The sequence below is a fragment of the Micromonospora chokoriensis genome (genome assembly GCF_900091505.1).
GTDB classification, from domain to species: domain Bacteria; phylum Actinomycetota; class Actinomycetes; order Mycobacteriales; family Micromonosporaceae; genus Micromonospora; species Micromonospora chokoriensis.
Window position 1 is genome coordinate 5,226,870 of sequence record NZ_LT607409.1, and the last position, 18,615, is coordinate 5,245,484.

Annotated in this window: 19 protein-coding genes; 8 read left to right on the forward strand and 11 right to left on the reverse strand. The window is 71.9% G+C overall.

What is annotated here, in order from left to right:
* Nucleotides 1–23: 23 nt before the first annotated feature.
* A complete protein-coding gene (locus tag GA0070612_RS24285; RefSeq protein WP_088990018.1) occupies nucleotides 24–1,028 on the reverse strand; it encodes a multicopper oxidase domain-containing protein in 1,005 nt (334 codons plus the stop codon).
* Nucleotides 1,029–1,381: 353 nt separating this feature from the next.
* Here GA0070612_RS24285 and GA0070612_RS24290 point away from each other — a divergent pair, with 353 nt between their 5' ends.
* The gene (locus GA0070612_RS24290) at nucleotides 1,382–1,540 is read left to right on the forward strand and encodes a GNAT family N-acetyltransferase (RefSeq protein ID WP_088990019.1); all 159 of its coding nucleotides are present in this window, start codon (nucleotides 1,382–1,384) and stop codon (nucleotides 1,538–1,540) included.
* 120 nt (nucleotides 1,541–1,660) lie between these two features.
* On the opposite strand, the gene GA0070612_RS24295 is transcribed toward GA0070612_RS24290, so the two are convergent.
* The 4 genes from GA0070612_RS24295 to GA0070612_RS24310 all read right to left on the reverse strand — a co-directional run bounded on the left by GA0070612_RS24295 (nucleotide 1,661) and on the right by GA0070612_RS24310 (nucleotide 4,977).
* Complete coding sequence (locus tag GA0070612_RS24295; RefSeq protein ID WP_088990020.1) at nucleotides 1,661–2,428, reverse strand: amino acid ABC transporter ATP-binding protein; 768 nt, start codon at nucleotides 2,426–2,428, stop codon at nucleotides 1,661–1,663.
* 4 nt (nucleotides 2,429–2,432) lie between these two features.
* Nucleotides 2,433–3,227 carry an amino acid ABC transporter permease gene (locus tag GA0070612_RS24300; RefSeq protein ID WP_088990021.1) on the reverse strand — a complete coding sequence of 265 codons (795 nt, stop codon included), beginning with the start codon at nucleotides 3,225–3,227 and terminating at the stop codon, nucleotides 2,433–2,435.
* 76 nt (nucleotides 3,228–3,303) lie between these two features.
* Entirely contained in the window at nucleotides 3,304–4,122 is an 819-nt protein-coding gene (locus tag GA0070612_RS24305; RefSeq protein ID WP_088990022.1) for a basic amino acid ABC transporter substrate-binding protein, read from the reverse strand.
* Nucleotides 4,123–4,299: 177 nt separating this feature from the next.
* The gene (locus GA0070612_RS24310; RefSeq protein ID WP_088990023.1) at nucleotides 4,300–4,977 is read right to left on the reverse strand and encodes a hypothetical protein; all 678 of its coding nucleotides are present in this window, start codon (nucleotides 4,975–4,977) and stop codon (nucleotides 4,300–4,302) included.
* A 211-nt stretch (nucleotides 4,978–5,188) separates the two neighbouring features.
* Here GA0070612_RS24310 and GA0070612_RS24315 point away from each other — a divergent pair, with 211 nt between their 5' ends.
* The 4 genes from GA0070612_RS24315 to GA0070612_RS24330 are packed head-to-tail and all read left to right on the forward strand — an operon-like array spanning nucleotide 5,189 to nucleotide 8,359.
* Complete coding sequence (locus GA0070612_RS24315) at nucleotides 5,189–5,929, forward strand: SipW-dependent-type signal peptide-containing protein (protein WP_088990024.1); 741 nt, start codon at nucleotides 5,189–5,191, stop codon at nucleotides 5,927–5,929.
* A gap of 9 nt (nucleotides 5,930–5,938) precedes the next feature.
* The gene (locus tag GA0070612_RS32165) at nucleotides 5,939–6,571 is read left to right on the forward strand and encodes a SipW-dependent-type signal peptide-containing protein (RefSeq protein ID WP_197699232.1); all 633 of its coding nucleotides are present in this window, start codon (nucleotides 5,939–5,941) and stop codon (nucleotides 6,569–6,571) included.
* A gap of 10 nt (nucleotides 6,572–6,581) precedes the next feature.
* Nucleotides 6,582–7,874, forward strand: coding sequence for a signal peptidase I (locus GA0070612_RS24325; RefSeq protein ID WP_088990025.1), 1,293 nt, complete (start codon nucleotides 6,582–6,584; stop codon nucleotides 7,872–7,874).
* Nucleotides 7,871–8,359, forward strand: a complete 489-nt coding sequence (locus GA0070612_RS24330; RefSeq protein ID WP_088990026.1) for a hypothetical protein — start codon at nucleotides 7,871–7,873, stop codon at nucleotides 8,357–8,359. Before GA0070612_RS24325 ends, GA0070612_RS24330 begins: the two co-directional genes overlap by 4 nt.
* 3 nt (nucleotides 8,360–8,362) lie before the next feature.
* On the opposite strand, the gene GA0070612_RS24335 is transcribed toward GA0070612_RS24330, so the two are convergent.
* Genes GA0070612_RS24335 through GA0070612_RS24345 form a run of 3 tightly spaced genes read right to left on the reverse strand, consistent with a single transcriptional unit; the run spans nucleotide 8,363 to nucleotide 11,574 of the window.
* The gene (locus tag GA0070612_RS24335; RefSeq protein WP_088990027.1) at nucleotides 8,363–9,274 is read right to left on the reverse strand and encodes a sulfotransferase family protein; all 912 of its coding nucleotides are present in this window, start codon (nucleotides 9,272–9,274) and stop codon (nucleotides 8,363–8,365) included.
* Nucleotides 9,275–9,277: 3 nt separating this feature from the next.
* A complete protein-coding gene (locus GA0070612_RS24340; protein ID WP_088990028.1) occupies nucleotides 9,278–10,294 on the reverse strand; it encodes a sulfotransferase in 1,017 nt (338 codons plus the stop codon).
* Nucleotides 10,291–11,574 carry a glycosyltransferase gene (locus tag GA0070612_RS24345; RefSeq protein ID WP_088990029.1) on the reverse strand — a complete coding sequence of 428 codons (1,284 nt, stop codon included), beginning with the start codon at nucleotides 11,572–11,574 and terminating at the stop codon, nucleotides 10,291–10,293. Before GA0070612_RS24345 ends, GA0070612_RS24340 begins: the two co-directional genes overlap by 4 nt.
* Before the next feature lie 259 nt (nucleotides 11,575–11,833).
* Here GA0070612_RS24345 and GA0070612_RS24350 point away from each other — a divergent pair, with 259 nt between their 5' ends.
* Genes GA0070612_RS24350 through GA0070612_RS24360 form a run of 3 tightly spaced genes read left to right on the forward strand, consistent with a single transcriptional unit; the run spans nucleotide 11,834 to nucleotide 15,043 of the window.
* Nucleotides 11,834–12,796 (forward strand): sulfotransferase family protein, encoded by a 963-nt coding sequence (locus GA0070612_RS24350; RefSeq protein ID WP_088990030.1) that lies wholly within the window; start codon nucleotides 11,834–11,836, stop codon nucleotides 12,794–12,796.
* Nucleotides 12,789–13,568, forward strand: coding sequence for a sulfotransferase family protein (locus tag GA0070612_RS24355; protein ID WP_088990031.1), 780 nt, complete (start codon nucleotides 12,789–12,791; stop codon nucleotides 13,566–13,568). Before GA0070612_RS24350 ends, GA0070612_RS24355 begins: the two co-directional genes overlap by 8 nt.
* On the forward strand, nucleotides 13,565–15,043 hold the full coding sequence (locus GA0070612_RS24360) for a hypothetical protein (RefSeq protein ID WP_088990032.1): 1,479 nt from the start codon (nucleotides 13,565–13,567) through the stop codon (nucleotides 15,041–15,043). The genes GA0070612_RS24355 and GA0070612_RS24360 overlap by 4 nt, the downstream gene beginning before the upstream one ends.
* A 76-nt stretch (nucleotides 15,044–15,119) precedes the next feature.
* Here the strand turns inward: GA0070612_RS24360 and GA0070612_RS24365 are convergent, their stop codons facing one another.
* Genes GA0070612_RS24365 through GA0070612_RS24375 form a run of 3 tightly spaced genes read right to left on the reverse strand, consistent with a single transcriptional unit; the run spans nucleotide 15,120 to nucleotide 18,596 of the window.
* Nucleotides 15,120–15,971 (reverse strand): sulfotransferase family protein, encoded by an 852-nt coding sequence (locus GA0070612_RS24365; protein WP_157742584.1) that lies wholly within the window; start codon nucleotides 15,969–15,971, stop codon nucleotides 15,120–15,122.
* Nucleotides 15,968–17,539 carry a flippase gene (locus tag GA0070612_RS24370; RefSeq protein ID WP_088990034.1) on the reverse strand — a complete coding sequence of 524 codons (1,572 nt, stop codon included), beginning with the start codon at nucleotides 17,537–17,539 and terminating at the stop codon, nucleotides 15,968–15,970. Before GA0070612_RS24370 ends, GA0070612_RS24365 begins: the two co-directional genes overlap by 4 nt.
* 22 nt (nucleotides 17,540–17,561) lie before the next feature.
* A complete protein-coding gene (locus GA0070612_RS24375; protein ID WP_157742585.1) occupies nucleotides 17,562–18,596 on the reverse strand; it encodes a Wzz/FepE/Etk N-terminal domain-containing protein in 1,035 nt (344 codons plus the stop codon).
* Nucleotides 18,597–18,615 lie beyond the last annotated feature (19 nt).

Here is an 18,615-nt window from a genome sequence, read left to right on the forward strand (position 1 = left end):
GCCCGTCCCCACTCTCGGTTCGGTCAGCTTCCGTGCGTGTGGGTGTGGCCCTGGAACCGGTGGATCGCCTCCTCGGCGCCCGGTGGCATGCTGCCGTCGGCGTTGCGTACCAGGAAGATCCCGGCCATGCCGCCGTCGGAGTGCGTCTGCACGTGGCAGTGGTACATCCACGCCCCTGGTCCGACGCCCTCCCCGGCCAGCACCTGGAAACCGAACGAGCTGCCCGGGTTGAGGTCCTTGTTGTCGACGACCAGGCTGGGGTCGCTCGGCCCCTCCAGCATTCCGGTGCGGTTGTCGGCCCAGCGGTGGGCGTGCAGGTGGAAGGTGTGGAACAGGTTGCCGTGCCCGATGGCGATCCACTCGACGCGCTCGCCCAGGTTCGCCTCGAACATCGGCGTCGCCGGGGCCATCTTGTTGTTGATCATCATGTCGTGGAACACGGCCGTGAACTGCTTCGACGGCAGGATGTCCCCGCGCCGCCGGACGATCAGCGCTCCGTACAGGCCCTTGGCGACACCGCCGGTGCCGTGGTCGGTGCCCATCGCGTGGTCGTGGTAGTGCCAGTAACCGGCGCTGCCCGGCATGTACCGCCGGCCGGCGGCGGCCACCATCTCGTGGGAGCGCCAGACGTACGTCCGCGTCTCGCCGGGGTTGTTGAACGAGGCGTTGAACGGGCTGCCGTCGGAGTCGGTGCTGTAGTCCACCCCGTGCGGGTGGATGGACAACCGCTGGGTGGTGGTGTTGACCAGGGTGATCTCCAGGGTGTCACCCTCGTACATCTCCAGGATGGGCCCGGGGACGGTGGCCTGGCCGGGTGCCAGGCCGTAGCCGAACAGGTTGCCCGGCAACTGCTCGGCGTAGAGGGTGATCTTCTTGGTGACGCCCGCGGCGGCCCGCGCGGGGCTGCCTCCGAGCGCGGCGCCGATCGTGGGGGCGGACGCACCCAACGCTCCGGCGGCGAGCGCTCCGCCGGCGATCAGCGATCTGCGGGAGAGGTGGCGGCGGGGGCCACCAGCGTGATCGTCCATGGATCTCCGTTCCCGACCGGACGAAGACGCGACGAGGGCAGGGTGCATCGACCCGAGCACGGGGGCGGTAGCACGACTGAGGGTGAGGCTCGTCGCGAACTTTGCTCGGAAGGCTCAGAACTTTCGGTGGATGACAGCAATCTATGTAATCCATTGACGAAAGTACAGATCTGATTGCAGAAAGATTACCTTGACATCACGACGGCTGTCGATTGACATGAAGCTGACCACAAGCCGGCCGGTCTGCGAGGCGAGGTGTTGCTGCGCCCTGATCCACCGGAGCATCAGATTCTGCGTCCGGAGCCGTCGGCGCAGGTGCACACGGTGGTGCTGCCGTCCGCCCGAGGGCTCGGGTGGGGTCCATCTTGGTGCGCGCCGCCGAACAGTGGGCAACGGCTCGGGGGATCCGGCACCTGTCGGCCGGCGTCCACCACCGCAACGTCGAGGCGATGCGCTTCTACGCCCGGCACGGCTACGGCGACGCCGGCGTCTCACTCGGCAAGAGCGTGTGAGGCCCTTCACGGCAGAGTCGCGGGCGCAGCGAAGGCTGCCTGCCGTGACCGCTCCGATGGCGGTGACCGACGGTCACCTCCGTCCGTCGGCTGCGCCGACCGCCCGAGCCGGGTGGGAAGCTACTCGGTGACGTGGGTCGGGTCGAGGACCCGGGACAGGAACGCGCGGGTCCGCTCGTGCTTCGGCGCGCCGAGCACCTCCTGCGGCGGCCCCTGCTCGACCACCACCCCACCGTCCATGAAGACGACCCGGTCGGCGACGTCGCGGGCGAAGGCCATCTCGTGCGTCACCACCATCATCGTCATGCCGTCCTCGGCCAGCTTGCGCATGACGGTGAGCACGTCCCCGACCAGCTCCGGGTCGAGCGCGGAGGTCGGCTCGTCGAAGAGCATCAGCTTCGGCTCCATCGACAACGACCGGGCGATCGCCGCCCGCTGCTGCTGCCCGCCGGAGAGCTGCGCCGGGAACGCGTCGGCCTTGTCGGTCAGCCCGACGCGCTCCAGGTTGAGCCGAGCGATCCGCTCGGCCTCGGCACGGCCACGCCGCAGCACCCGGCGCTGGGCGATGGTGAGGTTGTTCAGCACGGTCAGGTGCGGGAACAGGTTGAACGACTGGAAGACCATGCCGATGCTGCGGCGGGCCGCGTCGATCTCGACGTCCGGGTCGGTCATCTCGACCCCGTTCACCCAGATCCGCCCGGCGGTCGGCTCCTCCAACAGGTCGACGCAGCGCAGCAGCGTCGACTTGCCGGACCCGGACGGGCCGATGACGCAGACCACCTCACCCTGGCCGACCTCGAAGTCGATGCCCTTGAGCACCTCGAGCGGACCGAAGGACTTGTGCAGGTCGCGGATCTCGACGGCGGGGCGGGGCGAGGTCGTCGTCATGGGGTCACCGGGCCTTGGCGTAGCGGAGTTCGAGGCGACGTACCACCTGGGACAGGGGCAGGGTGATGATCAGGTAGGCGAGGCCGGCCACCAGCAGCGGGGTGGCGTTCACCCGGTCGTTCAGCATGTCCCGACCGAACTTGGTGATCTCGATGGTCTGCGCCGTCACGCCCAGCACGTAGGCCAGCGACGAGTCCTTGGTGAGCAGGATGAGTTCGTTGGTCAGCGGCGGGATGACGATCCGGAACGCCTGCGGAACGACGATCGTGCGCATCGCGGTGAAGTGCGACATGCCGAGGGTGCGCGCCGCCTCCATCTGGCCCTTGGGGACGGCCTGGATGCCGGCGCGGATGGTCTCGGCCATGTAGGCCGCCGCGGTCAACCCGAGGCCGATCGCGATGGACCCGAACACGCCACCGGGGATCTCCCGCTCCGGGAAGGCGATCGGGATGCCGTAGCCGACGAGGAAGAGCACCAGCAGCGCGGGCAGGCCCCGGAACAACTCGATGTACGCCGTCGCCACCCAGCGGTACGGCGCCACCCGGGACAGCCGCATCAGCGCGAGGACGGTGCCGAACACGAGGCCGAAGGCGAACGCGCCGAGCGTGTAGAGGACGGTGTTGCGCAGCGCAACCGTGATGATCGTCGGGAACATCGACGTGATGATGTCGACCCGGAAGAACGCGTCGGCCAACCGGCCCCAGTCCGCGGCGAAGGCCACCGCGGCGATGACGGCGATGAAGACCAGGTACTGGATCCCGAGGGACAGCCGCTCCCGCTGGCGGCGTCGCAGCTTCACGTCGGATCGTTGCCTTCCCGGAGTTGCCGACCCGGAGGACGCGCGGGACGCGCACCCTCCGGCACTACACGTGTGATCAGGCGCTCGGCCGCTTACCGATCCACTTCTCGTAGATCGTGTCGTACGTGCCGTCCTGCTTGGCCTTGGCCAGCACCTCGTTGATCTTCTTGAGCAACTCCGGGTTGGCGGCCTTCTTCACGGGGAAGCCGTACTGCTCGCCGGTGTTGAACTCGGCGGTCACCTCGAACCCGCCCGGGTTCTTCTTCAGGTACTCGGTCCAGACCGGCAGGTCGTTGACGGCGGCCTCGACCTGGCCGTTGGAGAGAGCCTGCTGAAGGGCGGCGAGGTCCTCGAACTCGACGAGCTGCAGGCCCTTCTCCGCCTCGAACTTCTTGGCGTAGTCACGACCCGTGGTGGCCGCCTGGACGCCCAACTTCTTGCCCCTGAGGTCGTCGAGGGACTTGTACGCCTTGCCGGTCTTCACCAGCAGCGCCTGGGTGGCGTCGAAGTACGGGTCGGAGAAGTCCAGGACCTTCTTCCGCTCGTCGGTGATCGTCATGCCGGCGGCGGCCGCGTCGCACTTGCCGGTGTTGAGGTCCTGACCGGACTTGATCCCCTCGAACGGGGTGTCGACGATCGTCTGCTCGACGCCCAGCTCCTTGGCCACCAGGTCCATGATCTCGACGTCGAAGCCGGTCACCGTGCCGCTGGCGTCCTTCGACTGGAACGGCGGGTACGGCAGGTGGGTGCAGACGGTCAGCTTGCCCGCCGTGACCAGCTTGACCCCGCTCGCCTGGACCTCGCTGTCGTCCTTCTTGGCGCACCCCGCGGTCACCGCGAGGGCGGCGATCGCCACGACGAGACCGGCCTGACGCACGGCGCTGGGAAACCTCACGGCTGTGTCCCTCCGGTTCGGCTTCCATCGCAGAGAAAGCCAATCTGGTTCATAGACTTTGCGAGTAGCGACCGTACCCGATCCGGCGAGCCGACCCCAAGATCACGCGGGGGCCGCCGTGCCGACGCGGCACGACGGCCCCTGTCGGCAAACCCGACAGACATGCCGCAACGGGCCTCAGCCGCCGGTCCCCTCGGCCGCGCCGTCCGGGGTGAGGGCCCCTTCATGAGGGTCTGTGTCCAGGAACACGTGCTGGTGGCCGTGGCCGGCGTCGATGCTGATCTGGTCGAGCTGGGTCGCCGCGACCGACCAGACCGTGGCCGCCTCGGCCGCCTGCCGCGTGCTGATGTCCAGCAGGGCCGCCTGGTGGGCGACGGGGACCCCGGCCGCCAGGGCGTAGGTGTCGACGGCGAGCGATGCCTGCTGCACGGCTCCGCGCAGACCTCCCCGGGCCACGTTCGTGGCGGTCGTCCCCGAGGGCGGGTCGGCGAACGGCTCGGCGGCCTTGCGCATGGTCTCCTGCCAGGTACGCGCCCGACCCGCATCCGGCGCCCGTCCGGCGGACTTCTCCTCCTTGACGGCGGCCAGGACGGGGGCGATCTGGTCGCGGACACTGCGGGCCGTCTCGATCAGCTCCACGATCTGCTGGGCGTCCCGCTTCGCGTCGGCTTCCTGGATGCTCGCGATCGTCGCCGCGGTGGCGTCCGGACGACCGACCTGGTAGCCGATGAGCCCGCCGAGCAGCGCGGTCACCAGTGCGATCGCCCCCGCCGCCACTGTGATGCGCACTGTGCGACGACGACGATCATCGGGCTTCTCGGACAGGTAGGAAGGCCGGCCGGTGCGACGCGCCATCGCATCTCCTCACATCGATGGTCTGGGGGCCACAGGGTAGCGGTCCTCCGGGACGCCGGTCGATAGCCGGCAACGGATCGGCACGACTATCCGGCGCACCTGCGGGCCGCAGCCCGCCCGGTTGCCGCAGCCACCACAGCCGAAGGGGTTTCACTTCGAATCTTTGTCCCTTTTGCCGTCTTTAGTGGTCATTGTCGGTTTATCGTGTCCCATGCGTGCCAGCCCCGCCACCTCGCCTCTGTTCGACCGGCGGCTGCACAACGGCGACGGCCGGTCAGATCACCGCCGCGCCACCGTCACGACCCAGGACAGCCACAAGCGTCGCACCGAGGAGGACACGTTGAGAGAATCGAGCAGCCGAGGAACCCGTCGCAAGCTCAAGGCAGTTCTGGCGGGAGGGATCGCCCTCGGCCTCGGAGCGACGATCACCCTCGCCGCCTGGAACGACTCGGAGTACGCGACAGGCACGTTCACCGCAGGCACCTTCAGCATGGAGGGCAGCACGAACGGCACCACCTACGCGGAGCACCCCACGGCCGGCACGGCGGCAGCACTGGTCTTCAGCACCGGCTTCGACGACATCAGCCCCGGTGACGTGGTCGCGGCACCGTTCGCCGTCCGCCTGACCGCGGCGACGACGTACGACGCGACAGTCACCGTGTCGTCGGCCACCCCCGCTCCCGCCGGCTTCGCCGGCCTCACCTACGGGATCGCGACCGTCCCCGCCTTCGCCGACTGCAGCGCGACGCCCACGACACCGACCTGGATCGTGGCACAGGGCACCGCGCTCGACTCGGTCGCCGGTGCGACGCCGTTCAACCTGACGCAGGGCACCCCTCCCACGACTCCGGGCGCGGCGGTGAACCTCTGCTTCGTCGTCACCGCCGGACCCACGCTGGTGCAGGGCACATCGGTCACGGAAACCTGGCAACTCCTGGCCGAATCCGTATAGGTGGCGGCCGTGGTCAACCGTCGGACACCGGCCGGGACACCACGGCTGCGCCGGACCCGTGCCGTACTCGCCGGCGCGCTCGTTCTCGGTCTGGGAACGACGTCCACGCTCGCCGCGTGGACCGACAGCGAGTACGGCACCGGGTCGTTCGGCGCCAGCGTCTTCGGCACCGAATCGCAGACCGCGTCCAGCACCTGGGCGAGCCACACTCCGGTGTCCAACGCCGCGACGTTGGCGTTCAACGCGACGGCGATGTCCCCCACGGTCTCCTTCTACGCCTTCCTCGACATCCGCACGACCGCGACCACGAACGTCGGCGGCACGGTGGCGCTCACCGGGTCGTCGAACAACTCGGGCGCTCTCCTGCCCGCCCTCGAGTACCGCGCGGTGCGGACCGCCACCACCAGCACGACCTGCGCTGCCGCCGCCTTCACCGGCACGCCCACGTGGATCGTCGGGCCCAGCTACTCGGCGATCACCTCGGTGCCCGGTTCGCCGGTCTCGTCCGCCATCACCGTGCCGAGCGGCGCCACACCACAGCTGCGGTTCTGCTTCGAGGTGCGGATCCAGTCCGGTGCCAGTAACGCGTACCAGGGCACGACCGGCACCGTCACCTGGGAATTCACTGCCACGTCTACGTAAGGATCTTCAGATGGTGGGACGCGCGCGTCGACGGCAGAGCCACCTCGGCCGGGTCGGCGACCTGGTGCTGACCGTGCTCGCCGTCGGCGGGACGGTGTGCGTCGTCCTCGTCCCGCTGGCGTTCTTCTTCGACATCACGCTCATCCTGTTCAAGACCGGGTCGATGAGCCCGACCATCCCGGCCGGATCACTGGCCGTGGTCCGGCAGATTCCCGCGTCCGAGGTGAGCGTGGGCGACGTCGTCACCGTCGATCGCACGCCGCTGCCGCCGATCACCCACCGCGTCGTCGAGGTCGCCAACGGCGGCGGGACCTCCCGCCTGCTCACCCTGCGCGGGGACGCGAACGAGGCCAACGACGCCGCCCCCTACGCGGTGGACACCGTACGGCTCGTCGAGTGGTCGGTGCCCAGGCTCGGCTACGCGGTGCGCACCGTGTCCAACGTGTACGCGATGAGCGCCATCACGATCGGGACCGCCGGGATCGTCACCTGGGCGTTCTGGCCACGCGGCGCGGAGCCGCAGACCCGGGGTCGCGGAGCGTCGCGGCGCAGGGGGTCGGGCCCGTCAGGGCCGGACCACGCGGGCGCAGGTTCCGGGGTCGACACCCCGCCGAGCCGCACGGCGGCGCCGGACGACTCGATCCTGCGGCGCATGTTCATCCTGGTGGCTGTGCTGCCGGGCGTCACCGCGGCCGTCCTGGCGACGCCCGGTCAGGCCCGAGCGGACACGACCGAAGACGTCATTCGGAGCCAGTACCTCACCCTGATCTCGATCGGCGACCGGGATCGGATGACGAACCTCGCGCCGGACGAGCCGGTGCCGTGGCAGGTGGGCGTCTCGGCACACACGCGGCAGCCCGGCACGGTGAGCATCGCCCTGTCGGCGCTGGGCCCACTCGCCGTCGATCCGGACGGACTCCAGCTCACGGTCGCCGTCTGCGCCATGCGGTGGGTGCAGGGTGCCTGCCCGAGCGGCCAGGCGGAGCAGGTCCTCGCCTACGGCCCCGCCGCGAGGGTGGTCGCGCACCCGATCACCATCAGCGCGATGCGCGCCAACCAGCAACGGTGGGTGCTCGTGACCGCCAGCCTGCTCGCCAGATCCGCCGTCTCGGGGTCGGCGGATCTGGTCCTCACCGCGACCGGATTCGGCGACCGGGCATCGGCAGGCGGCACTGTCGGCCCGCTTCCCCGCACCGGCACCAACCTGTGGACACCGGTGCTCGCCGGCGCCGGGGTGCTCCTCGCCGGGGTGCTGCTCATCCTCGCCACCCGCAGACACCGGGCCAGAGTCGGGCAACCGTGACGCGCGCCCGCACCTCGGCGGCGTCCGCCACGGAGAAGTCCCGCCGTGTCCGGCGGCGCCGGCTCGCGGGTGCTGTCGCCCTGCTGCTCGCCGGCCCGGTGGTCGTGCTCCCACCAGCAGAGTCGACGATGGCGGCGTGGACCGACACCGAGTACGGGACGGGTTCCCTCCAGGCCGGCACCGTCAGCCCACCGACCAATCTTCAGTGCACAGCAGGCCTCGCCACCCCGCCGACCTTCACCTGGACCCTGCCCGTCGGCGGGCTCACCCGCAGCGGCTTCACCTGGTCGCTGTCCGGCGGCTTCTCCGGCGGCGGCACTCTCGCCCCCACGGCCACCTCGGTCACCGTCCCCGGCGCGTTGCTCAGCATCGGTAGCGGCACCTTCCGGCTGGTAGCGAACGGCCCCGGCGGGTGGACGTCGACACCGGTCACCGGCACGCTCAGCATGCTGACCGGGCTGCTCTACTCGTGCAGCGTGCCGTAGGGCCTAGACCGGGTAGCCCCACTCGGCGAGTGGCTTCTCCAGCGAGCGTTCGATCGCGGAGAGCTGCGCCGGGCTGAGTTCGTCGCGGTACGCCGCCGCCCGGCCCGCCGGGAAGTCGTACCGGGAGAAGCCCTTCTCGAACGCGGGCGACCACGGCAGTCCCAGGAAGTCGAGCATCCGGCCGACCTGTTCCCGGGGCTGCTCCACCAGGTCCTCGTAGCGCACGTCGAGCCACTGCTCGGCGGGGTGACGCAGGCGGGCCTGCGCGAACGCCTCCATCAGCATCTTCCAGCCCAACGCGGCGAGCACCGGGAAGGACCGGCCCGACTCGAACCACTCCTCCCGCAGGTCCGACGGGAGCGGGCCGTAGATCCAGTTGTCCGGCCCCCGCCACCCGTCCCACCAGCCCATCTGGAGCCAGGAGTTGGCCACCGCCCGGCCGTCACGCACCACGTTGACCACCCGCAGGTCCGGGTACGCGGCGTGCAGCAGACCGGTGCGCGGCCAACCGGTGACGTGCTGCACCAGTTGCTGGCAGCCCTGGCGGGCGATCCGCTCGTCGAAGAAGGTCCGCAGCCGGCGGGCCACGAACGGGGTCAGGTCCTCGGCCACCAGGTCCCGGCACGGGCGGGAGAAGCCGCCGAGCACCTGCCTGTCGAGCAGGTGGTACGCCTCCGACGGCGCCACCCGCAGCCGCCCCCGCTCCAGCAACCGTCGGCTGTGTCGCAGCGAGGTCATGCCCGCCGGGCGTGGCGCCGAACGCCGGTAGAGCGTCCCGTTGAACCGGCCCTTGAGGTTGAGCCGGGCGAGCTTGTCGTCCAGACCGGAGACGAAACCGACAGCGGGATGCCGGGAGAGCAGCTCCTGCACCAGGGTCGAGCCGCAGCGACCGGTGCCCACCACCAGTGAGAGCATCGTTCAGCCTTCCTGCCGGGAAGCGGGTGACGAGGGGACGACCGGCTCCGGACGGGACGTGGCGGCGGGAGACGTGGCCGTCCGCCGGCGCAACGGGTAGCCGAACCGGGACAGGGCCGGCCCGGTCAGCCCGGTGACCACCGCGTACGCGCGGGGGGAGAGCCCGGTGAGCCACTCGGTGTCGGCGACCACGGGGACCAGGCCGGTGCGGTGCCGCGAGGGGTTGCCGGCCACCGAGTGGGTGGGTGCCAGTCGCACCGTGTCCGGGGTCGGGAAGGGCAGGTCGTCGGCTGCCGCGCCGACGAACCGGACGATTCGTGCGGTGACACCGGCCGGGTCGGCGACGAAGTCCTCGTACCGCACCCGCAGGTAGCGGTCGTCCACGGGCCGGCGGCCCCACAGTCGGACGGTGGCGGTGTTCCACACCAGCCAGAGCACCGCGGCCTTCCAGACCGGTGGCCGGCTCATCAGCCGGTCGTCCGCGCGCCCGTCCAGGGGGCGTCGCCGACGCCAGGAGTACGCGGTCGCCCGCGGGTCGCGGACCACGTGCAGGACGTACAGGTCGATGCCGGGCAGGGAGCCCAGCAGAGCGCCGTACGGGGGCAGCTTGGAGGAGTCGACGATGACCCCGCCGGGCCGGTCGGCGAGGGCGTGTTCGGCGATCGAGGCGTACAGCCGGGCCAGGTGGGTGTCGTCGCTGTGACCGTCGACCGGCCGTCGACCGCGACGCTGTCGACGCAGCAGTGCGGGCAGCCCGCGCAGGCGCAGCCGCTCGGCCAGCCGGCCGGCGATCCCGGCCGGGTCGGCGCCGGCCAGGTCGGCGCGTACCCGCGTCCAGAGCGGGCAGTCGGCCAGCGGCACCCCGCAGCCGCACTGCCGGTTCTCCACGATGCCGCGCCGCCAGAGGTAGCGCAGCTCACCCGCGGCGAAGAAGCCCGGGACCTGCCCCAGGACGGTGGTGATCAGCGTGCTGCCGCTGCGACCGCTGCCGGCGAGGTAGAGCACTCGGACCGCGCTCACCGGGCCGCTCCCCCACCGGTCGTCGCGCGGCCTGCGCGCCGCCGGTTCGGCAGCGCCCCGGCGGCCTCCGCGTAGAGCGCGCGGATGCGGGCCAGGTGCAGGTCGGGGGCGAACTGCCGGGCGATTTTCGCCCGACCGGCCTGCCCCATCCGGTACGCCCGTTCGGGGTCGTCAAGCAGCGCGGTCAGCGCGTCGGCGAGGTCCGTGGGCCGGTCCGCCCCGACGACGCTGCCGTCCACTGTGGGCTGGACCAGCTCGGGAAGCCCACCGAGGTCTGTGGCGACCACCGGGACACCGCAGGCGAACGCCTCCAGCACCGCCATCGGCTGGTTCTCGTGCCACCGTGAGGGAACGGCGACCACCGCTGCCGACCGGATCAGCTCGTGCAGGCGCGGCTTGTCCAGGCGGCCGTGGAACCGGATCCGGCCGGGCGCGCGGCGCGCGGCGAGCGCCTCCAGGTCGAGCCGGGCCGGGCCGTCGCCGGCGACGTCGACGGTGACCCCGTCCGGCAGCGCGGCCACCGCCTCGACCAGCACGTCGACGCCCTTCTCCGCCGCCAGCCGACCGGCGAAGACGACACCGCCGCCGGGGGTCTGCTTGGTGGCGATGCCGCCCAGGTCGACGAAGTGGTTCACCACGCGCAGCCGGTCCGGGTACACGCCGGCGCGACGCATCACGTCGGCCAGGAACTCGCTCGGGCTGACGAAGACCTGCACCGGGTCGTACGCGTCGAACCGCCGGTGCAACCACGACTCGACAGCGAGCAGGCCACTGCGCGACAGCGATCCGTCCTTGCAGCGGCGGCGGGCCGCCTGGAGGGGGCCTCCGGTGACGCAGGCCTGGCAGGGACGGCCCCGGTCCAGCAGTTGGTAGCTCGGGCAGGCGAGCTTGTAGTCGTGCAGGGTCAACACGCACGGCACGCCGGCCGACCGTGCCGCGGCGAGCACCGACGGCGAGAGCTGGTGGTAGATGTTGTGCAGGTGCAGCACGTCCGGGCGGAAGTCGTCGATCACCTGGGCCAGGCCCCGGCGGCTCGCCGGTGACCACAGCATCCGACCGACCGCCGTCGCGCGTGGTCGTAGCCCGCTCGGCGCCGGCTCCAGCTCCACTTCGGTGGGAAACCGCTGCGCGTACGGCAGCGGCGACTCGTTCTCCCGGTGGCTCATGCCGAAGTAGGCGACCGTGTCCCCCGCCGCCCGCTGCAGGTCCGCGAGGTCGAGCAGGTAGCCCTCGGCGCCGCCTCGGCGGTAGAGGAACTTGTTCACATGCAGCACGCGCATCGAGTCGGCCTGCTCACGTCGATCGGGCGAACCGGGCCCGGGGTGGCGACCGGGGTCTGCCCGCCCCGGCCAGGGCCCACCGTATGCAGGGCAGGTCTGCGAGTCCAGTTCACCTATGGCATGTGCCTAAACGGTTGATCTTCGTATGCCCGTGCGGTTCGCGGCCTGGCTTCCCGCCATGATCTCCCGATAGCCTGGCTGCGCCGCCGGTCGTCCCCGTCTCCCAGTGCGCCGGACCGGCGCCCGACCGAGGAGGACCGTGGCAGCCGACGACGAGGTCTCCACAGTCGCGTACACCGCGCGCCGGATCCGGCGGCACCTGCGCTGGGCGCGCACCGAGGGGATCGGGCGGCTGATCGAGGAGGACCGCCTCGACCCCGTCGAGCGGGTCCGCACCGCACTGGCGAAACGACGCTGGCGGCGGCGGGCCGGCCGGACGCCCGGCTCGGCGATGCCGGTCTACCTGGTCGGTCTGCAACGGTCCGGCACGAACATGCTGGTCCGTGGCCTGGACGCGGCCCCCGAGGTCGAGGTCCGCAACGAGAACGACAGCACCCTCTTCCACCGCTTCCAGCTCCGCCCGGACGCGGTGCTGACCGCCGTGATCCAGCGCAGCCGACACGCGTACGTCCTGGTCAAGCCCCTCTGCGAGAGCCACCGCGTGGACGAGTTGCTGGCCCTGCCGGGGTCGACGCCCGGCCGCGCGCTCTGGGTCTACCGCGACGTCGACGACCGGGCCCGCTCCGAGGTCGCCAAGTTCGGTGAGGCCAACCTGCGGGCGTTGCGCGCCATCGCCGACGGCAGCATCGGTCGACGGTGGCAGGGGCAGCGCCTCGACGCCGACGCCGTCGAGCTGATCCGGGCGCACGACCCGCAGAGGTTGGACCCGCACAGCGGCGCGGCCCTCTTCTGGTACGTCCGCAACTCGCTCGTCTTCCACCTCGGCCTGGACCAGCGCGCCGACGTGCTGCTCTGCCGCTACGACACGGTCGTCGCGGAGCCGGAGGCGCAACTGCGACGGCTGTGCGCGTTCCTCGACTTCCCCTACCGGCCGGGGCTGCACGCGCACATCGCCCCACGCCGGTTCCACGACGCCGCAGCGGGCCACCAGCCGTTACCGATCGACCGGCGCGTGCGGGCGCTCTGCGACGAGCTGACCGACCGGCTCGACAGGTGCGCGGCCGACGCCCGTTCCGAGACGAAGGCGGCCGACCGTGGCTGAACCACCGACCCGTACCGCACCGATCTTCCTGGTCGGATGTCAGCGCTCCGGCACGACGATGGTGCGCCTCGTCCTGGACTCCCACTCGCGCATCAGCTGCGGCCCGGAGACCCGGTTCCTGCCCGACCTGCGACGGATCGTCGGGCGGGACTGGGAACGCCTCGCCCGCTTCGGCTTCCCCCGCGAGGACTGGCTACGACGGATCCGGGACTTCTTCGGCGGCGTCCACGCCGACTACGCCGCCGCCCGGGGCAAGACCCGGTGGGCCGACAAGACCCCGCTGTACGCGATGTCACTCGACTTCGTCACCGAGGTCTTCCCGGACGCCCAGATCGTGCACCTGATCCGGGACGGCCGCGACGTGGTGGTCTCGCACCGCAAACGGTTCGGCTACTGGTCCGCCGTCAAGTGCGTGGTGAAGTGGCCGCGCTACATCCGCGCCGCGCGGGCCGTCGGGGCCACCCTGCCCCCGGACCGCTACTACGAGCTGCGGTACGAGCAGGCGGTGACCGAGCCGGAGAAGACGATGCGGGGTCTCTTCGAGTTCCTCGGCGAACCGTGGGAGGACGGCATCCTCGACTACGACAGCAAGCAGCACGACGTGGCGCAGAAGTACACCACCGAGGCGGCGAAACGGCGGGCCGCCGCGAGCCTGACCGAACCGATCTACGGCTCCCGGGTCGGCACCCATCGCCGCGAGCTCGACCCGTTCCTCCGCCTGCTGGTCTGGGTGTTCTCCGGGCCGACCCTGCGCGCCCTCGGCTACCGGTGAACCGGTCCCGCCGGCTGGGCGTGCTCGCCGCCGCCCTCGCCACCACGCTCCTGGTCACCGCCGCCTGCACCGCCCGCGACGACGACCCACCGGCGCCCCCGACGGGTGCCGCCACCCCGTCGGCCACAGCCGCGCCGGGACGTGCCGTCACCGGGGTGAGCAACCCGTTCGGGGCGCACTGGGACTGGTCGCGTTACCAGCAGTTCGCGCCGTACCTGCGGCGGATCGCCGGCTCGGCGACCTACGAGGAGATCTCCTGGTGCGAGATCGAACACACCTCGGGGCAGCCGGACTGGGCCGGGTTGGACGAGATCGCCTCCCGCAGCCGGGAGCTGGGCATCACGCTGCACCTGAAGATCCGTACCGGGGTGTGCTGGGCGACCGGCGGCACCGCGCGCTACACCCGGGGGGCGGCGAACAAGACCGAGTCGGCGATGCCCACCGATCTCGCCGCGTACCAGCGGTTCGTCCGCTCGGTGGTGCAGCGCTACGGCCCGTACGGGGTGCGCGAGTACGCCATCGAGAACGAGGTCAACGCACCGAGTTACTGGGCCGGCAGCCCCGAGGACTACGTACGGCTCGTCAAGGCCGCCGCCGAGACGATCCGCGCGACCGACCCGCAGGCGCTGGTGGTCGACTCGGGCATCAGCAGCGTCGCGTACGGCATGGGTGTCGCCGACCGGCTGGTGCGCGCCGGTCGGGTGTCCGAGGCCGTCGCCGCCTACCAGGCGTACTTCCAGCGCCGGGTCGGCACCAGGGGCCAGCAGATTCCGGCGGTCACCGGGGCGGAGCAACTCCGCAAGGCGCTCGGCACCGACACCAACAGCCGTAGCCTGCGGTTCCTGGCCGCCACCGAGTCGCTGCTGGCCGACCGCACCGTCGACGTCCGGCAGGTGCACTTCTACGAGCACTTCAGCGGGGTCGCGCCACTGCTGGACCACCTGCGTGCGACGACACCGGCCGGCATGCCGATCCAGGCGTGGGAGGTCGGTCAGTTCTGGCGTGACGGCGACGGTGACCCGGCCAGCCGGGCCGCCAAGATGGTCAAGACGGTCACCCTGCTGGCCGCCGGTGGGATCGGCGAGATCAGCTGGTTGCCGTTGGCGTACAACCCGAACAACGCCGCCGGCAGTGAGGTCCGCTACGGCCTGCTCGACCCGGACGGCACCGAACGCGAAGCCGGCCGGATGTTGGCGAGCCTGGCCGACGCGGCCCGGGACGCCACTGTCGCCCCGCTGCCGGCCTCGGTGGCCGACAAGCTCCATGGGGTCGCCTTCGTGCGCGGCGGGTCGAGCACGCTGGTGCTGTGGTCGGCGTCGACCACTCCGGTGACGGTGCCGGCGGCACGGGGTGGGCAGACCGGTGCGGTGGGTGCCCCGCTGCGCGCGGCCGGGGGTGGCACCACGGTGACCGACGTCCCCGTGCTGCTGCGCGCCGACCAGCCGGTCGAGCGGATCCTCGCCGACCTGCGCTAGCCGACTGGTTCCTCGACCTACCTCCGGCGGGCGCTCGCTGACCCATGCCGACCTGCCGCCTGGCCGGTGCCGCGCGCTAGCCGGGCCAGGGGTCGGGCCAGTCGAGCAGGGCGGCCAGGCGGGCGTTGTGCGGCGCGAAGTACGCGGCCAGCCGGTCCCGCAGCTGCGGGGTCAGCTGCGAGGCGCCCTCGTCGACGCGGCGGGTGTGCCGGGTGAACGCCTCGGGTGTGAAGGCCGGCAGGTCGAGGAAGGCCAGGATCGCGCGGTACGTGCCCGTCGGGTCGGCGTGCAGGTCCTCGGTCCGGGCGACGTGGATCCGTTCCCGGGGGACGTGCGCGAACCACCGCTCGACCTGCTCGGCGTAGCGGCCCCGGGCGGCGTACGAGTGGTTGCGTAACGCCCGGTGCGCGGCACGGGTGTCCGGGCCGCCACGCGTCGCCCGGGCCAGCCGCTCCTCCTCGGCGTCGAGCGCGTCGGTGAAGGTCAGCGGCTCCAGCCCGTACGAGCGGGTGTGCAGGTAGTGCGAGTAGGCCCGCTGCACCGGGTCCCGCAGCAGGGCGACGAAGCGGGCCTGCGGCAGGGCCGCCGCGACCCGGGACGGCACCCCCGGATGGAACAGGTAGTAGGGGCTCGCCTCGAACGTGCGCTCGTCCGGGGCGAGGCGCGGGAAGTGCCCCCGGTACCAGCGCGTGCCTCGCCCATGGTGGACGCTGAAGTACTGCAACTCCTTGCCGGTGGCCACCCGTACCCGGGGATGCGCGGCGAGGTGGTGGTACAGCGAGGTGGTGCCGCAGCGTTGACCGCCGATCACCAGGAAGTCGGGCAGTGGGCCGGGCTCGCCCGGCCGCGCGGCGCGTCCCCACGCCCGGGTCGCGCGCACACCTCGACGCAGGTGGTCGGTGACCTGACGTCGACCGGGCGTGCTCACGAACCGACCTTCGCGGCGGGGCTGCCGGCCGGGGCGGCGCGTCGGCCGCCCCGACGGGTCACCGAACGCAGCACCATGACGTCCTCCCGACTGAGCCCGAGGGCGAGCACACCGGCGCAGTACGCCCCCACGATCGCGGTCAGGCCGACGGTGAGCTGCGCGACCCAGCCCTCGACCAGCCACCGCACACCGAACCCGACGACCACCGCGAACACCGCGGCGGCCAGCCCCTTGAGCATGCCGGTCGTCAGCGGCACCGTGTGCACCTGCGCGCGCACCTGCCACACCCGGGCGACGTTCACCGCGGCCAGCGAGACCGCCCAGGCCACCGCCGCGCCGAGGATGCCGTACGCCGGGATGAGCCACAGGTTGAGCAGGATGTTGAGCACCAGGGCGGCGAGGTTGTCGACCATGTTGACCGCGACCCGGCCCGACATGTTCAGCAGCGTCCCGCACGGCCCGGTGGCGGCGTTGACGAGTTGGCCGAGCGCCAGCACGACCGTGACCGCCGCGCCGCCGACCAGACCGGGCCCACCGACGAGGCGCAGCAACTGCTCCGGGAAGACCAGCAACGCCACGAACGCCGGCAGCGACAGTCGCAGCACCCAGCCGGTGGCGACCCGGTAGATCCGGCGGACCTCGTCCAGCCGACCCTGGTGGTAGAGGTGCGCCAGGTGCGGGCCGAACGAGGCGTTGACCGGTGCGAGCACGAACACCGCGATCGTCACCAGCCGGGTCGCCACGTGGTAGACGCCGATCGCGTCGGGCCCGTAGTCGAAGAACCCGAGCAGCAACGCGTCCACCCAGATCAGCCCGGTCGAGGAGAGCGAGGAGACCCAGCTGACCGTGGAGAAGCGGAACAGCTCTCCCGGCCGGTACGCGGGCCGGGCGGCCGGCACCCGGCGCACCATCCGGGTGAGCGCCACCAGAGCGAACCCGGCGGCGCTCCAGCTGGCCACCACGAGGGCCCAGAACGCGCCGGTCAGGCCCGCCCCCACGGCGAGCGCCACCGCGGTGAGGACCAGCCGGGCCGCCGGTTCGTAGACCTGGCCGATGAGCGCGTAGGCCCGTTGGGTACGCCAACCCCGGGTGGCCGCGAGGGCGGCCTCGCAGACGGTCGAGGCGGGCAGGCACAGCGCGACCAACCGCAGACCGGTGCTGAGCTGCGGGTCGTGCAGTGCCCCGGCGAGCCACGGCGCGCCGACCGTCAGACCGACGGCGATGACTGTGGACGCCACGACCGAGATGCCGATCCCGAGGCGGATCGCGCCCCGCAGCGCCGCCGGGTCGTCGTCGGCGAGGTGCACCGCCACGAACCGGGTCAGCCCGGCGCGGAAACCGGACAGCGAGAGCAGCCCGAGCAACGACAGCACGGCGTAGACCTGGGCGTACCGGCCCAGCTCGCGTACGCCCAGCACGCGGGCCAGCAACAGCATGACCAGGAAGAGCGCCACCTGGCTGAGCACCGCGCTCGCCAGGTTCAGCATGCCGCCGCGCGCCATGCCGCGTACCTGCTGATCGCCGGCCTCCGGCGGGGCCGGTGGCCGCCCGGTCAGCTCGCCGCGCACCTGGCGGCCCGTTCCCGGGCGGTCACGGCCGTGCCGCGGGCACGGTCCGCGCCGACACCGGCGGCTCGGCCGGCGTCTGCGCCGGCGGGTCGCTCGGGGTCGGCGCGGTGGTCGGGCGACCGGTCAGGCGTGCCCGCGAGAGCAGTTCGAGGACACCGACCAGCAGCACGCCGAGCAGCAGGCCGGCACCGCCCACCGGCACTGCGGTACGCACCAGCTCGGCCATCCGGCTCACGTCGTGCGTCTCGCCGATGCTGGTCACCTGCTTCGGATCGGCGGCCTGGGCCTGGGCCCGGGCCGCCTGCAACCCCTCCCGGGCCTGCGACAGCGCGCCGGTCGCCGCGTCCCGCTGGGCGAGCAGCGCCTGGTAGTCGGGGAGTTTCGGCCCCAGCTCGTCGAGCTTCTTCTGGGCTGCGGTGATCGCGGCGGCCGCCGCGCCCGCGCCCCGGCTGTTGCCGACCGCCTGCATGGAGAGTTGCTGCTGCCGCAGACTGGTCAGCTCACCCAGCGTCGCCTGGTAGATCCGGTCCGGCTGGGAGACCTTGTTGGCCTTCTCCCACTCACCGATCGCCGTGGTGGCGGCGGTGACGTCGGCATTGGCCGCCTCGACCTCGCTGGTGGCGATGCCGACCTGGGAGGAGAACAGGAAGGCGAGCGCGCGGGTGGTGGTCGCGCCCAGCACCGGCGCGACGGTCGCCCGGTCGCCGGCGGTGTACGTCACCTCCAGTTGGCTGCTCGCGCCGACCTGGGTGACGGCGAGGCCGTCGCGCAGCCGCTCCGGCGTCACCCCGGTGTCACCGGCCACGTCGGCGAGGACCCGGGGTGAGGTGACCGCCGCGCCGAAGGCCGCCACGAACTGGTTCGCCGCCTGCGTGCCGGTGTACTGCGTACCGGCCGCCCCGCCCACCAGCGCCGGCGCCGCCACGTAGGCGGTGCCGCTGTACTGCTGTGGCGCGAGCAGGACGATGCCGGCCGCCGCGCCGGTGGCGACCAGCGGCACCCCCACGAGTACCCAGAGGCGCCGTCGGGCGACCCGCAGGTAGTCGACGATCTCCACTTTTTCCCCAATGCTGTCG